Source organism: Enterobacter cloacae complex sp. 382A5 (genome assembly GCF_050031095.1).
Lineage (GTDB): Bacteria > Pseudomonadota > Gammaproteobacteria > Enterobacterales > Enterobacteriaceae > Enterobacter > Enterobacter cloacae.
This window is the reverse complement of the sequence record NZ_JBLGVK010000001.1, coordinates 2171599-2186821: the sequence shown is the minus strand read 5'-3', so window position 1 is coordinate 2186821 and position 15223 is coordinate 2171599. Positions and strand designations below refer to the sequence as shown.

The following is a 15223-nucleotide window of genomic DNA, read 5'->3' as shown; positions in this document are numbered from 1 at the left end:
CGCAGAAAGGCGCGGCTTTTTTCAACTCAAATCGGGTAATTTTGCGGCAGCGTTTTTTTCTACTCCAATAAGCGTCATGAGATTATCAACAGCGGAGGCGTAATTAATTGCCGCGCTCCAGCCATCATATTCAGCCATTATTTTGGCAGACGTGGCCTGCCAGACATCCTGTTCTACGCTGAGCAAATCATTAATGCTCCGCTTGCTCAGGGTGTATTCGTTTTTGTAGACCGCGCGGGCACGTAACGCGTTTTCAAGCTGTAGGCTTCCGGCGGCCATTCTTCCACGCGCGCCGGTCCAGTCTGCCTGCGCGACGGAGGCTTTTTGCAGCACATCAAACCGCGCCTGATCGACCTGAGAGGAGGCCATCGCCCTGGTGCCTTCAGCCTGACGAACGCGTGCCGAAACGGCGCCGCCCTGATACAGCGGTGCATCGATATTGAGCTGGATCTGGTCATCCCAGTAAGCGCGGTTATCCGACTCATAGCGCGTGCGGCCTCCTTTCAGGCTTAACGTTGGCCAGTGCTGAGATTTAGCGGTTTCCACCCCATACTGGGCTGAACGCTCCATATTCTGCGCGGCCATTACCGCCGGTATCAGCGAGTAATCGATCTGGTTGACGGCATTCTGCTCTACGGCAAGCTTCTCAGGGACCGGTGAATAGGCTTCAGCCTGCATGCTCGTCAACACCGCGAGCCTTGCGCGGGCGCTGTTGAGCGCGGCGTTGTACTGCTCCACCGTCGCCTGCATACCGGCGATTCGCGTGCGGGTCTGCAGCTCATCGGAGGTTGAGCTTACGCCTGCATCCGCGCGCAGTTTCGCCAGCTGCTCCACGTTTTTGAGGGCCTGCACATTCTCTTTAGCCGCCTGCAACAGATCGCTATAACGTCTGACCTCCACGTAGCTCAGCGCGGTTTTTTCCGCCACGGCGGTGAGCGTCTCCATCAGCTGATAACGATAGCTATCGCGTCGCGCTGAAGACTGGCTGATGCTGTTATTCGTCTTGCCAAAGTCATAAATGAGCTGCGTAAGGCTTAATCCCCATGCCGCTGAATTTCTCAGTGAACCGCTGGAATCGGTGGTTTGGCTATGGCCCGTACTGCCGTTCAGCGATATTTGCGGCATCCATCCGCTACGTGCTTCATCTATTTGCGCCTGACCAATCCCCAATTGTGCCGCCTGCTGGCTGACCGACGGATCGCGATCGATGGCAAAAAGAATACTTTCTTTTAATGTTGTCGTCGGCACCGTGGCAAAACCCAACGCGCCGCTATTGGCATAGGTCGTATTAATGCATGCCGAAATTAACACCAGCACTGCGGATAATCGGACCCACTTATAATTTCGCTCTCTCATCATTTATATCTCCCTGAGCCTGCGAATGGTTTAACCCTTTACCCAAAAAGAGGTATAGATAATCAGAAAAATATTATTAATCCCCCGTACTGAATTTCGGGTAATAGCTCCCCATACCCATTTCCATTGGAGATGAGAGCCGACCTTAGCCTAATATGAATTAAGAATTTACTTACTTCTTAACTGATTCGCAGCATAACAAAATGTGGTATAGGCAACTACACCCACAATGTTAATGTGGTGTTACAATTAAGAAAAATCATGGGGTTTCTGGACAAACTCTTAAAAATGGCCTTTCAAATGAAACTAATAAAGTCATTGTTATTTAAGTGAAATTTAAAAATACCCGGATGTACATTTTTGCGTTAATTTCCACGCGCGTCAGACACAAAGATTTTCAAAGAAATGTCAACTTAAGTAGCTTCGCCCTATTTATTGGCATAAAAAACCTAGTAAATTCATTTTTTAGGAATTTTGTTGGTTTAAATAGTTTTTTAATAGAACAACAAACCAGTAAAGCGAAGTTAACTGGTTACAAAGTCCAAACAGCCAGATAAAACATCGTCATAACATATTGATTACCCTTAGAAACCGTTCACTTATATTTAATCAATAACAGCTCAATTATCACGCAACTGAACTAATGTGCGGTTGCCCTTTTCTCTGCGATAAAATGCTGTATTATGCGAACTATTGCGACATTTTGCAGGATTGCTGCCATGCACAAAACCGCGCGTCAAAAATATGTGCTCGACATCATCAGCGAGCAGGGACAGGCCAGCATCACTGAGCTGGCAGAAAAGCTGCAGGTCTCTGCGGATACCATTCGCCGCGATCTCACGGACCTCGAAAAACAAGGGCTGGCGCAGAAGAACCACGGAGGCGCTATCGCGCTCAATCTGTCGGCCATGAATCGCCAGGGCAGAAATACGCTCCTGCCGGCGACCAAGCAGCGGCTGGGAAAACAGGTGGCACAGCAGGTTCCGCCGGGCTCTACGCTGTTTCTGGATGCGGGCAGTACGGTCATGGCGGTGGCCTCTTTTCTTCAGGGGCCGCTGACGGTGATCACCACCTCGCTGGATATCGCCCACGCTTTTAGCGACCGGGAGGATATCGAACTGATCCTGCTCGGCGGGAAATGGGATCAGAAGCAACGCCTGTTTGCTGGCGGTGCCACCCTCTCCCTGCTTTCACGGTATCGGGCGGATATCGCCATCCTTGGCGCCTGCGCCCTTCATTCATCACTCGGTCTGAGTGCCGGGACGGAAGCCGATGCAGAAGTCAAACGGGCGATGCTTGCTGCCAGCCAGACGCACTGGATCGTCGCAGACCATCTGAAAGTCAACCGCTGTGAGCCGTATCTGGTGTGCGGGTTAGACGAAATTCATCAACTGTTTTTAGATCGTCCCTGGCCTGAGCTTGGGGACCAGAGCACCGTGTCCGTCACGGTTTGCGCTCATTAACGTGGAGAAGGTCATGAATAAAATGAAGACAATCAACATTGCGCTGATCGGGTATGGTTTTGTTGGTAAAACCTTCCATGCCCCGCTCATCCAGTCTGTGGACGGGCTTACGCTGGCGGTGGTTTCCTCCCGTGATGAGGAAAAAGTTAAGCGCGATCTGCCGGATGTGCAGGTGGTTGCTACCCCGGAAGAGGCCATTACGCACCCTGATATTGACCTGGTGGTGATCGCCTCCCCTAACGCCACCCATGCCCCGCTGGCCACGCTGGCCCTGAACGCCGGAAAACACGTGGTGGTGGATAAACCCTTCACGCTCAATATGCAGGAAGCGCGCGATCTTATTGCCCTGGCGGATGAAAAGCAGCTTCTGCTCTCCGTGTTCCACAACCGCCGCTGGGACAGTGATTTCCTGGGCATTAAGGACGTTATCACACAGGGCACCCTCGGGAAGGTGAAACTGTTTGAGTCGCACATTGACCGCTTCCGCCCGGAAGTGCGCGTGCGCTGGAGAGAACAGAACGTACCGGGAAGCGGGCTGTGGTTTGACCTGGGGCCGCACCTGATCGACCAGACGCTACAGCTCTTTGGTCTGCCTCACTCGGTGCAAGGGAATATCGCGACGCTGCGCGACGGCGCAGAAGTGAACGACTGGGCGCATGTGGTCTTAAACTACCCTGATCATAAGGTTATTTTGCACGCCAGCATGCTGGTCGCCGGGGGTACCGCGCGCTTTACCGTCCATGGGGATAAGGGCAGCGTAGTGAAGGCCCGTATCGATCAGCAGGAAGCCCAGCTGCTGACTGGCATCGTTCCGGGAAGTGAAACCTGGGGTGAGGACAGCGACAGTATGGTGTTCTTTGGGGCTGACGGCGCGCCGCAGACCATTACCACGCCGAAAGGCGATCAGCGCCAGTATTACATTAATGTGCGCGATGCTCTGCTCGGGAAGATTGCCAATCCGGTTCATCCTGTCGAGGCGTTAGCGGTGATGGCGGTACTGGAAGCGGCGGTGAAATCGTCAGAGACCGGGTCAACGCAGGGGCTGGCATTAACAGCTGAAGAGCGTGCTCTGCTGCAATAAAAAAACGGGTTTTGTAGGCCGGGTAAGCGCAGCGCCACCCGGCGAGAAAGGCGGCAAAAGTGTTGAGGCTATTGCCGCTTTTTCGGCATCATGCGCAGCAGCGTATTATCTTTCCAGAAATAGTGATGCATCAGCGCCGCCGCTGCGTGCAGGCCAATGACAAAATAGCCGAGGTTCGCCAGCGTCTCGTGCCACTCTTTTAGCCCATCAGCCAGATCAAAGTTGGATTCCGCCGCGTGCGGCATGGCGATGCCAAAGGCAAACCAGTCGTTTCCACGGTTATACATCATCACCAGGCCAATCAGCGGCAAAGCAATAAACAGCAGATAAATCACCAGATGCCCCAGATGCGAAAGGCCTGTGATCATCGCTTTCGGTTTCGGCTCAATCGGCGGCGCGCGGAACTTCAGGCGCACCAGCAGACGTGTCACCATCAATACCAGGATAGCGATCCCGCATGAGACGTGGATCATATTGATCAGCGGTCGGTCGGTACGCGGAAAGAAGCCTCTGAACTCCATGGCGCAGTAGGCGACGATAACTAACAGAAACACCAGCCAGTGAATGCCGATTTGCAGGCCTGTATATTTAGTGCGCATGTGATTTTCCGATAAAAAACAGTTACCGCGCCAACATAACTACCTTTCCTTAAAAATTCATTAACTTTTCTATATGGATTTTCAAATACTTCCCGGGGCATGAAGCATCTTCAATTGCTGCCCCGCCCCTCATGGTCTAAGCCTGGATAAGTTCAAACTGTCGCATCGACACGTTTACAGGAGAATACCATGAGTAAAATTGGCATTAACGGATTTGGACGCATTGGACGCCTGGTACTTCGTCGTCTTCTTGAAACCCAGGACAGCAACACCGTCGTCGCCATCAACGACCTCACCTCTCCCAAAGTACTGGCCTATCTGCTCCGGCATGATTCTAACTACGGCGGCTTCCCATGGAGCGTGGATTTCACCGAAGACGCGCTGATTGTGGACGGTAAAACCATCGCGGTGTACGCCGAGAAAGAGGCCAGACATATCCCGTGGAAAGCCGCTGGGGTGGATATCGTCGTGGAATGCACCGGTTTTTATACGTCGGAAGAAAAATCCAGAGCGCATCTGGATGCTGGCGCCAAAAAAGTCCTGATCTCCGCGCCAGCAGGTGAGATGAAAACCATTGTGTTTAACGTTAACGACGACACCATTGACGCCAGTGATACCATTATCTCTGTCGCCTCCTGCACCACCAACTGCCTCGCCCCGCTGGCAAATGCCCTGCACGATGCCTTTGAGATTAAAGTGGGCACCATGACCACCATTCACGCCTACACCGGTACCCAGGCGCTGGTGGATGGTCCGCGCGGGAAAGATCTGCGCGCCTCACGCGCGGCGGCGGAGAACATCATTCCCCACACCACGGGTGCCGCCAAAGCGATTGGCCTGGTGATCCCGGCCCTCAGCGGCAAACTGAAAGGTCATGCCCAGCGCGTACCGGTGAAAACCGGCTCGGTAACGGAACTGGTCGCCATTCTGGGCAAAAAGGTCACCGTTGAAGAGGTGAATGCCGCACTGAAAAAAGCGACGCAGGGGAATAAGTCCTTTGGCTATACCGATGAAGAGATTGTGTCGTCAGATGTGATTGGCTCACACTTTGGCTCGGTGTTTGACGCCACGCAGACCGAAGTGACCGAGGCGGGCGAACTGCAACTGGTGAAAACCGTCGCCTGGTATGACAACGAGTATGGCTTTGTGACGCAGCTGGTGCGCACGCTTGATAAATACGCCGCACTTTAATAACGATGACGGGTGGTCATACCATCCGTCGCTCTCCCTTACCGCACCGCTTATTATTTATCATCTGTTTTCAAGAATAAAATTATTCACGAAATTTTTGAATCATACGTTAATTATCATTAGAACTTCTAAAATGAAGTTTTAAATATGCTTGCTTTAATTTCATAAACACTCCCAATAATATAAATCACAAGACAGGCAAGCGGTCTGTCAAAACAAACACCACCAATGAAATTGTTAAGGAACAACAATGAAAAAAGTTATTTTGGCTTCATTAATTGCACTGGCCAGCGCATCAGCTTTCGCAGAACCTACCGCTGTATTAAAAGTACAAGGGACTCTGACCAATGCGGCCTGTTCGCCTTCTATCGGTAACGGCGGGGTCATTGATTACGGCTATATTCGTCTCGGAGAACTCTCTGCAACGGAAAATAACAAGCTGGGTGAAAAACAGGTGCCTGTCACCATTACTTGTACTGCGCCAACCAAAGTGGGCTTTACCATTCTTGATAACCGTGGCGACAGCAACGCACAGCTGCCGCTGGATATTGGTGGTAACCTGAACCAGTCTGCTAAATATTATACCTACGGCGTGGGCACCACGACCGAAGGCGTAAAAATTGGTGACTACGGCATGTGGATGACGGACGTCACGGCGGATGGCAACACGGTAGACCCCGTGACCCAAAACCATGACTGGGAAGCGACTAAATGGCGTAAATCCGGTATTCCACGCAGCGATGCGTTCTCCACCACCTCCTTTGCGGCAACCGGGACGGAGGCACCTATCGCCATCACCACCGCTAACTTCAACTTTGTTACTAACCTGATGATTCGCGATACCACATCGCTGGCCATTACCGACGATACCCCTCTCGACGGTCAGGCGACGATGACGCTGGTATATCTCTAATCACGTAATTTGCTTATACCGGTTCAGCTTTCGCCTGAACCGGTACTTTTACCACTGTTATATTCACATAACAAATAAAAGGATTCCTTTCATTTGTCGTTCACGCACGCCTTTATTTTTTCTACAAAAGAAATTCATTTTTAATAAATATACCAAAAACCTAATAATAAATATTATTCCCGCCAGATGAATGAGGGCGCCATCGCTGCGTTCTCTTATCTTCCCCGTACGTATTACACTCAAGCAAAGGAAAATCAAGGATGAAAAAAGTCATTCTCGCTACGGCCATCGCCCTCAGCACCGCTTCAGCATTTGCAGCAGACACTGCTGTTATGAAAGTGGCAGGAACATTAACCAACGCAGCCTGCACGGCCGAGCTGGGTAATGGTGGCGTTGTTGATTACGGTTATATTCGCCTCGGTGAATTATCCGATACAAACAATAACAAACTGGGTCAAAAACAGATCCCGGTGACCATTAACTGCACCGCCCCAACCAAAGTCGGTTTTACCATCACCGATAACCGCAGCGACAGCAATGCCCAGCTCCCGGTTGATATCGATGGCAATATGAACATAACGGCTAAATATTACACCTATGGCGTCGGCATGACGAATGAAGGGAAAAAGATTGGTAACTACGGCATGTGGATGACGGGTATCACCGTAGACGGCAAGTCGGTTGACAGTATTGGACAGAATCACGACTGGTCCGTCTGGAAAAAAACCGGTATTCCACGCAGCGATGCGTTCCAGACCATCGCTTTTGCTGATACCGGCACCACCACCCCAATGGCCATCACGACGGCTAACTTTAACTTCGTGACCAACCTGGTGATCTGGGATACTTCTACCCTGGCCATTACCGACGACACCGCGCTGGACGGCCAGAACACCATGACGCTGGTTTATCTGTAATTATTCGCCCTTTATTCAATACCGGGTCAGCTGCTAACGCTGGCCCGGTATTTTTTACGCGTCCACATTCACAACAGGGATCGGCTTACCAGCGCATCGGTCAAAATGACATCGTTGCGTAAGATATTCCATGCCGCCGCAATCTCATCAGGTATCTCCACGTGGGCAATAAAATCACGTCCTGCCGGACCGTAACCGTTAACGTCGTCGCGCAGGCGCGGCAGCTCCCCCAGCACCAGCGACAAATAGCGTTCCACCGGCCAGAGCCCTTCACCGGAATCGCTGAACACCAGTCCATCGTCGCCGTTTTGCAGGACGGGCGTAAAGCCCGCGTGGCTTACCCATTCCGGCGATACGGGTTCGTCCCGACATACACGGGCGAATGTTGCCATGGTGCGGCGCTGCATGGTTGGATCCTGCACCACCAGCACCCTTTCAGGGGCAAATTGATGGTGCTTCATTAACTCGCGGCTAAAGCGGGCGTTCTCCCCGCAGTTCGTCGATTGATCTTCCACCCACACCCGGTCGGCCGGGATCTGCCAGAATTGACGGGCGATATCCGCCAGGATAGCCGCCTCTGCCCGGCCCGTGGTGGGAATGGTGTGATAGCGCGGATGTTTCGCAATTGCGGCATAGAGAAAAGTGGTGGAGTGTCCGATGCCTCCGCTAATGATCATGGGCACCCCCTGCTCCGCCGCCAGACGGCAGGCAGCTTCGATGGTTGGAATGACGGCATTCCCCGCCAGAATCACTATATCCGCGGACTGACCCGGTTGCAGGTCATCCTGCGCCAGCCACTGCCCAACCGTGTTTACGGCACTGAGCGTGCTGCCGGGCAAACAGGGAAAAATTGTCGGTATCATCGTAACCTCCTTACAGCATTTGGATTAGCGTACCGCACTTGTCGCGTCAAAACAGGCGTTGATTCCTAAAGTGCCAGAGATAAGGCCGCTCTTTTTCCTAAAACCTTCAGTTCAACATTTGATTAACATGCGTAAATCATATTCACTTGTATTATGTTTTACGGCAGACGTAGAATCGCCAGCCTGTTAATTCTCCCATTTTATCAAAGGTAAACGACGTTATGCGCCTGCCCGAACGCGACCCTTATGCTCCTCGCGAGTGGCAGCCACACGAGAAACCCGCCCTGCTGGGTTCACCTTCCACGCCGGAGCACAGTACGCCAAAGCGGATTGCCTATGGCGTTGTCGGTCTGCTGGTTTGCCTGACGGGCGCCCTGGGGAATGCGGTGGTCACCGCCAACCTGCAAAATTTGCAAGGCACCTTTGGCGCCTGGTCAACCGAGATCGCCTGGCTACCGGCGGTCTATGTGATGACCAATATCTCCATTAACCTGCTGCTGGTGAAATTCCGCCAGCAGTACGGTCTGCGCGCCTTCACCGAAGGTTTTCTGGTGCTGTATGTGCTGGTCACTTTTTTCCACCTGTTTGTCAACGATCTTAGCTCGGCGCTGATGGTGCGCGCCGCGCACGGGATGGTGGCCGCCGCGCTCAGCTCGCTGGGGATTTATTACCAGATCCAGGCCTGGCCGGCGAAACACCGCCTGAAGGCGTTGACCATTGGCATCACCGGCTCGTCGCTGGCCATTCCGCTGGCGCGACTCTTTTCAACCGAGCTGTTGCAGCTTGATGAGTGGCGCGGGCTCTATTTCTTCGAGCTGGGGCTGGCCCTCATCTCGCTGGCGTGCGTGATAGCGCTGAAACTGCCGCCGGGCGATCGGCGTAAGGTCTTTGAGAAAAAAGACTTTATTACCTTCTTTTTACTGGCACCGGGTATGGCGCTGCTGTGCGCAGTGCTGTCGCTGGGCCGTCTGGACTGGTGGTTTGAAGCGCCGTGGATCGGCTGGTCGCTGGCGCTCTCACTGGTGCTGATTGTTTCCGCCATCGTGTTTGAACATAACCGCACTAACCCGCTGCTGAACACCCGCTGGCTGTCGAGCGGCAGTATTGTGCGCCTTGGGTTGATTATGCTGCTGATCCGCATCGTGCTGGCCGAGCAAAACACCGGCGTCATCGGCTGGCTGCAGTACGTAGGGTTACAGAACGAGCAGATGACGCACCTGGCGTGGTCCATATTTGCCGGGATCGTCTGCGGGATCGTCACCAGCTGTCTGACCATTAAGCCGACCAAACTGGCATGGCCGATTATCACCTCCCTGGTGCTGATGATTGTCGCCTCGCTGCTGGACAGCCAGTCCAACAATCTGACGCGCCCGGATCAGCTGATGGTCAGCCAGTTCCTGCTGGGCTTTGGCAGCGCCTTCTTCCTCGCCCCTGCGATGCTGGCCGCCATTGGCGGCGTGATCGCCGACCCGCGTAATCTGGTGAGCTTCTCGGTGATGTTCGGCATGAGCCAGAACCTCGGCGGCCTGCTGGGCTCGGCTATTCTCGGTACCTTCCAGACCTGGCGCGAAAAGTATCACTCCAGCCTGCTGGCGGACCAGCTCACCACGCTCAATCCGCTGGTTAACGAGCGGATTCAGCTATATACCCAGATGTACAAAAGCCTGATTGGCGACAGCGCCCTGCTGGGCACGCAGGCGATCACCCAGTTGCAGACGGTGACCGCGCTTGAGGCAAACATTCTGGCTTACAACGACACCTATTTACTGACCGCGAGTATTGCCGCGGCCACGCTGATCTGGATTTTATGGCGCTTGCTGCGTCTGCGCATCACTGCCCGTATGGCGCTTAAGAACGCCACCGGCAACAAATAATTGAAATATTTCTGGAGAGTTTATGAGTCAGCAGGATGCCGCCAAAGAGCAGGCCAACACCCGCAAAAATGTGCGCATTGTTTCCGTTTTCACCGCCGCTGCCATCGGTATTGTCGGCGTGCTGGTGATCCTTTACGCGTGGCAGCTGCCGCCGTTCACCCGCCACGCCCAGTTTACCGATAACGCTTACGTGCGCGGCCAGACCACGTTTATCAGCCCGCAGGTGAATGGCTATATCACCGAAGTGAAGGTACAGGATTTCGCGCAGGTTAAAAAAGGCGAGCTGCTGCTGCAGATTGATGACCGTATCTATCGCCAGCGGGTACATCAGGCTGAGGCGCAGCTGGCGATGAAAATTGCCGCCCTGAATAACAATCTCCAGCAGCGTAAAAGCGCTGAAGCCGTCATCGCAAAAAATGACGCTGCGCTGAAAAATGCCCGCGCCCAGAGTCTGAAAACTCAGGCGGATTTAAAGCGGGTGAAAGATCTGACGGCTGACGGCTCGCTCTCCATCCGCGAACGCGACGCGGCGCTGGCCAGCGCGGCCCAGGGCAGTGCCGATATTGAGCAGGCAAAAGCGACGCTTGAGATGTCGCGCCAGGATCTGCAGACGGTAATTGTGAATCGTGGTGCGCTGGAGGCGGATGTGGAAAACGTCAAAGCGGCGCTGGAGCTGGCACAAATCGACCTGCAAAATACCCGCATTGTGGCGCCGCGTGACGGCCAGCTGGGGCAGATCGCGGTGCGTCTGGGCGCGTACGTGACGGCCGGGACCCATCTCACCACCCTGGTACCGCCACAGCACTGGGTGATCGCCAATATTAAAGAGACCCAGCTCGCGGAGCTGCGCGTGGGCCAGCCGGTGAAATTTACCGTCGATGCGCTCAATAACAAAGCCTATCAGGGTCGCGTGGAGAGCATCTCCCCGGCGACCGGCGTCGAATTCAGTGCCATCACACCGGATAACGCCACCGGGAACTTTGTCAAAATCGCCCAGCGTATTCCGGTGCGTATCGAAGTGCTGGGTAAGCCTGAAGAGTCAGCACTGCTACGTCCTGGCATGTCGGTACAGGTGACCATTGATACGCGGGAGGCGAAGCAATGACCCTTCGCCCGCTAGCCAGCCTGCTGGTTGCCGTTCTGCTTGCCGGATGCCAGTCGGTGGATGTAAAACCTGCCCAACCGTCACTGCATATTCCTGCCCAGTGGCGGGCGGCATCCGGCCCTGCCAGCGCGCCAGAACAACTCTGGTGGCGAAATTTTCACGACAACAATCTCAACCGCTATGTGGATCAGGCGCTGAAAAATAACAGCGACGTGCTGATCGCCCGCGAACGGATCAATGAGTATCAGGCAAGAGTCTATGCTGCTGACGGCAGCCTGTTTCCGTCGCTGGATGCGGGCGTAACCGGCACCCGCGCCCGGACGCAATCGGCCGCCACGGGGTTACCGGTATACAGTACGCTGTACAAAGGCAGCCTCACCGCCAGCTATGATGTGGATATCTGGGGCGTCAACCGCAGCACGGCCAATGCCGCGCAGGCCTCGCTGGAGGCGCAAAAAGCCGCCGCCGCTGCCGCAGTTTTAACTGTCGCCTCGTCGGTGGCCTCCGGGTATGTCACCCTGCTCTCGCTTGACGAGCAGCTTCGCGTCACCGAATCCACGCTGAAATCACGCGAAGAGGCATTTAATCTTGCTAAACGGCAGTTTGAAACGGGCTACAGTTCGCGCCTGGAGCTGATGCAGTCTGACTCTGAGCTGCGGGCCACCCGGGCGCAGGTGCCGCTGCTGCAGCATCAGATCGCGCAGCAAGAGAATGCCCTGAGTCTGCTGCTGGGCAGTAACCCGGGCGAGGTGGCGCGCAGTGAAAGCTTCAGCACGCTTACCCCGCTCAGGCTGCCTTCACAGCTGCCGTCATCGTTGCTTAACCGACGACCTGACATCGTTCAGGCGGAGCATCAGCTTATTGCGGCCGATGCCAGCCTTGCCGCCTCGCGCGCCAGCCTGTTGCCGTCGATCAACCTGACGGCGACCGGATCGATTCAGGATCGCACCCTTTCCGGACTGCTGGACAACCCGTTACAGCTCTGGAGCGCAGGCGGCAGTATTCTCGCCCCGCTGCTGAACCGCCAGGCGCTGAATGCGCAGGTGGATATCTCCCAGTCGCAGCGTAATCAGGCGCTGTACGCCTATGAGAAAACCGTGCGCAATGCGTTTGCCGAAGTGAACAACAGCCTTGACGCCATTACGCGTTATCAGGAACAACTTAGCGAACTGCTGGCCCAGCAGGAGGTGGCCCAGGAGACGCTGCGCATTGCGCAGAACCGCTATCGCAACGGCTATTCATCTTATCTGGATGTGCTCGACGCACAGCGTACACTTTACTCGGTGCAAACCAACGTGGTGCAGGTGAAAAATAACCTGCTGCTGGCGCAGATTGATTTGTATAAAGCGCTGGGCGGCGGTTGGGAGAGCGAGTGAACCCGGTTTGCGCGCTGATGCCCTCACCCCGGCCCTCTCCCACAGGGAGAGGGAGTAAAACCCAAGGAGACAATCTATGCAACAACAGTGGTCTGCAGTTGATAATTTCATGATTTCGTCGCTTATTCCTGAAGATGAGGTACTGAGCAAGGTACTGGAAAACAACCAGCGCGCCGGACTCCCCGAACACGATGTTGCGGCCAATCAGGGGCAGCTGCTGGCGCTGTTCGTGCGCATGACGCAGGCGCGGCGCGTTCTGGAGATCGGTACGCTGGGTGCTTACAGTTCAATCTGGATGGCGCGCGCCCTGCCGCCGGACGGAAAGCTGATTACGCTTGAGGCCGATTCCACGCATGCCCGCGTGGCACGGCAGAATATTCAGCTTGCCGGTCTCAACCAACGCATTGAACTCATCGAAGGCCCGGCGCTGACTTCTCTGGAAAATTTCGGCGACGTTCCGCCGTTCGACCTGATCTTTATTGATGCTGATAAGCCAAACAATCCTAGCTACCTCGAATGGGCGCTGCACTACTCCCGCCCCGGCACGGTGATTATCGGCGATAACGTGGTGCGCGATGGCGAAGTGATTAACGGCCAAAGCGACGACGCGCGCGTGCAGGGTGTTCGCCGGTTTATCGAGATGATGGGGGACAATCCGCGCTTAACCACCACCGCGCTGCAAACGGTCGGGGTTAAGGGGTGGGATGGGTTTACGCTGGCTATTGTGAACGGGTGAAAATTGTGCGGCCTGATGCCCTCACCCCGGCCCTCTCCCACCGGGCTGAGGGATCCCCAGTAATTTTTTACCGAAAGCGATGAATGTTGCTTCAGGAAAATGAATGAATTATAGCGACGCCCTGGTCCGGCTGTAAATCGCTGAGGCGTTTCCTGCAGGCCGGGGCGAGGCGCATGGATGCGCCGAGAGGGCGGCTTTACAGGGACGTTACATCCGCCCGTCCCCGATAAGCCGGAAGGAATAAGCCGAAGACAAAATTGCCGGGAGCAATTTTGGACAGCGCTTGCGCTGGCCCCAAAGGGGTGAGCCCCAGGGATGGGGCGAACAATCCGCGAAGCGGCGATTTACCGCCGGGAGCCCGGGTCGCCAGGGCGGCGGCGACTGAGCCGCCCTGGCACGTTCACAAGTCATGCCGTTACAGAGTAGCAAGGAACATAAAGTGAACGGAATGACCTCCACAGCCGTATGTTCCCCCTCACCCCAGCCCTCTCCCATGTACGGTCCGGGGACATAGTGAACACTTGTTCGGGGACATGGTAGACACTTACAACTAAGACATAAGAACCCGTTTATGGAGTCGCTTATGCCCTGGGATGCGAGAGATACCATGTCATTACGTACTGAGTTTGTTTTGTTCGCCTCGCAGGACGGGGCGAACATCCGTTCCCTCTGCCGTCGCTTCGGCATTTCACCTGCCACCGGCTACAAGTGGCTTCACCGCTGGGCGGAGGAAGGGGCCGCCGGCCTTCAGGACCGCCCGCGCATACCGCACCATTTCCCGAACCGCTCATCTGACGACATCACTGCCCTGCTGCGTATGGCCCATGACCGCCATGAACGCTGGGGCGCACGCAAGATAAAGCGCTGGCTGGAAGACCAGGGGCACCGTATGCCCGCCTTCAGCACCGTTCATAACCTGATGGCCCGTCACGGCCTGCTGCCGGGCACTTCTCCGGGCATTCCCGCCACGGGGCGCTTCGAACATGACGCGCCGAACCGGCTCTGGCAGATGGATTTTAAGGGCCACTTTCCCTTTGGCGGTGGCCGCTGCCATCCGCTCACCCTGCTGGATGACCACTCCCGTTTTTCCCTGTGCCTGGCGCACTGTACCGATGAACGGCGTGAGACCGTGCAGCAGCGGCTGGTCAGCGTGTTTGAACGCTACGGCCTGCCGGACCGGATGACAATGGACAACGGCGCCCCGTGGGGAGACACCACCGGCACCTGGACGGCACTGGAGCTGTGGCTGATGCGCCATGGTATCCGGGTGGGGCACTCCCGGCCGTATCATCCGCAGACGCAGGGCAAGCTGGAGCGTTTTCACCGCAGCCTGAAGGCAGAGGTGCTGCAGGGGAAGTGGTTCGCGAACGAGGGAGAACTGCAGCGCGCCTTCGACCACTGGAGGACGGTCTATAACCTTGAACGCCCGCATGAGGCGCTGGACATGGCGGTACCGGGCTCGCGGTATCAGCCGTCTGCACGGCAGTACAGCGGCAACACAACACCTCCGGAGTATGACGAGGGCGTGATGGTCAGGAAAGTGGATATCAGCGGAAAGCTGAGCGTGAAAGGGGTAAGTCTGAGCGCAGGCAAGGCATTCAGGGGAGAACGGGTCGGGCTGAAGGAGATGCAGGAAGACGGCCGCTACGAGGTGTGGTGGTACAGCACAAAAGTGGGGGTGATCGACCTGAAGAAAAAGTCGATCACCATGGGTAAAGGATGTTAAAAAGTGTTCACCATGTCCCCGAA

The 15223-nt window shown here is 55.2% G+C and carries 13 protein-coding genes; 10 read left to right on the top strand and 3 right to left on the bottom strand.

All coding sequences use genetic code 11. The annotated features are described in order from the left end of the window. Window positions 1-21 precede the first annotated feature (21 nt). Window positions 22-1359 (bottom strand): TolC family outer membrane protein, encoded by a 1338-nt coding sequence (locus tag ACQG2G_RS10420; RefSeq protein WP_061772580.1) that lies wholly within the window; start codon window positions 1357-1359, stop codon window positions 22-24. A gap of 716 nt (window positions 1360-2075) precedes the next feature. On the opposite strand from ACQG2G_RS10420, the gene ACQG2G_RS10415 reads away from it, so the two are divergent. Together ACQG2G_RS10415 and ACQG2G_RS10410 are read left to right on the top strand one after the other, a co-directional pair. Next, complete coding sequence (locus tag ACQG2G_RS10415) at window positions 2076-2819, top strand: DeoR/GlpR family DNA-binding transcription regulator (RefSeq protein ID WP_061772579.1); 744 nt, start codon at window positions 2076-2078, stop codon at window positions 2817-2819. Window positions 2820-2832: 13 nt separating this feature from the next. Then, window positions 2833-3900 (top strand): oxidoreductase, encoded by a 1068-nt coding sequence (locus tag ACQG2G_RS10410; protein ID WP_248078502.1) that lies wholly within the window; start codon window positions 2833-2835, stop codon window positions 3898-3900. Between the two features lie 68 nt (window positions 3901-3968). Here ACQG2G_RS10410 and cybB read toward each other — a convergent pair whose 3' ends face one another. Next, window positions 3969-4499 carry a cytochrome b561 gene (gene cybB / locus ACQG2G_RS10405; protein ID WP_013096695.1) on the bottom strand — a complete coding sequence of 177 codons (531 nt, stop codon included), beginning with the start codon at window positions 4497-4499 and terminating at the stop codon, window positions 3969-3971. A 189-nt stretch (window positions 4500-4688) separates the two neighbouring features. Between cybB and gap the strand changes: the two genes are divergently transcribed. The 3 genes from gap (at window position 4689) to ACQG2G_RS10390 (ending at window position 7520) form a co-directional block, all read left to right on the top strand. Continuing rightward, window positions 4689-5690: a type I glyceraldehyde-3-phosphate dehydrogenase gene (gene gap, locus ACQG2G_RS10400; protein ID WP_226836370.1), complete on the top strand. Its 1002-nt coding sequence runs from the start codon at window positions 4689-4691 to the stop codon at window positions 5688-5690. A 250-nt stretch (window positions 5691-5940) separates the two neighbouring features. Then, complete coding sequence (locus tag ACQG2G_RS10395; protein ID WP_320706914.1) at window positions 5941-6603, top strand: DUF1120 domain-containing protein; 663 nt, start codon at window positions 5941-5943, stop codon at window positions 6601-6603. A 260-nt stretch (window positions 6604-6863) separates the two neighbouring features. Further along, a complete protein-coding gene (locus ACQG2G_RS10390; protein ID WP_226836368.1) occupies window positions 6864-7520 on the top strand; it encodes a DUF1120 domain-containing protein in 657 nt (218 codons plus the stop codon). Between the two features lie 68 nt (window positions 7521-7588). Here the strand turns inward: ACQG2G_RS10390 and ACQG2G_RS10385 are convergent, their stop codons facing one another. Beyond that, complete coding sequence (locus ACQG2G_RS10385) at window positions 7589-8383, bottom strand: YdcF family protein (protein WP_348595830.1); 795 nt, start codon at window positions 8381-8383, stop codon at window positions 7589-7591. 221 nt (window positions 8384-8604) lie between these two features. On the opposite strand from ACQG2G_RS10385, the gene ACQG2G_RS10380 reads away from it, so the two are divergent. From ACQG2G_RS10380 to ACQG2G_RS10360, 5 genes are all read left to right on the top strand, one after another. Further along, on the top strand, window positions 8605-10257 hold the full coding sequence (locus tag ACQG2G_RS10380) for an MFS transporter (protein ID WP_061771902.1): 1653 nt from the start codon (window positions 8605-8607) through the stop codon (window positions 10255-10257). Window positions 10258-10279: 22 nt separating this feature from the next. Further along, window positions 10280-11362, top strand: a complete 1083-nt coding sequence (locus ACQG2G_RS10375) for an HlyD family secretion protein (RefSeq protein WP_061771901.1) — start codon at window positions 10280-10282, stop codon at window positions 11360-11362. Further along, window positions 11359-12738: an efflux transporter outer membrane subunit gene (locus tag ACQG2G_RS10370; RefSeq protein ID WP_248078499.1), complete on the top strand. Its 1380-nt coding sequence runs from the start codon at window positions 11359-11361 to the stop codon at window positions 12736-12738. Before ACQG2G_RS10375 ends, ACQG2G_RS10370 begins: the two co-directional genes overlap by 4 nt. A 76-nt stretch (window positions 12739-12814) precedes the next feature. Next, a complete protein-coding gene (locus ACQG2G_RS10365) occupies window positions 12815-13474 on the top strand; it encodes an O-methyltransferase (RefSeq protein WP_061772969.1) in 660 nt (219 codons plus the stop codon). A gap of 583 nt (window positions 13475-14057) precedes the next feature. After that, window positions 14058-15200, top strand: coding sequence for an IS481 family transposase (locus tag ACQG2G_RS10360; protein ID WP_426722909.1), 1143 nt, complete (start codon window positions 14058-14060; stop codon window positions 15198-15200). The last annotated feature ends 23 nt before the right edge of the window (window positions 15201-15223 follow it).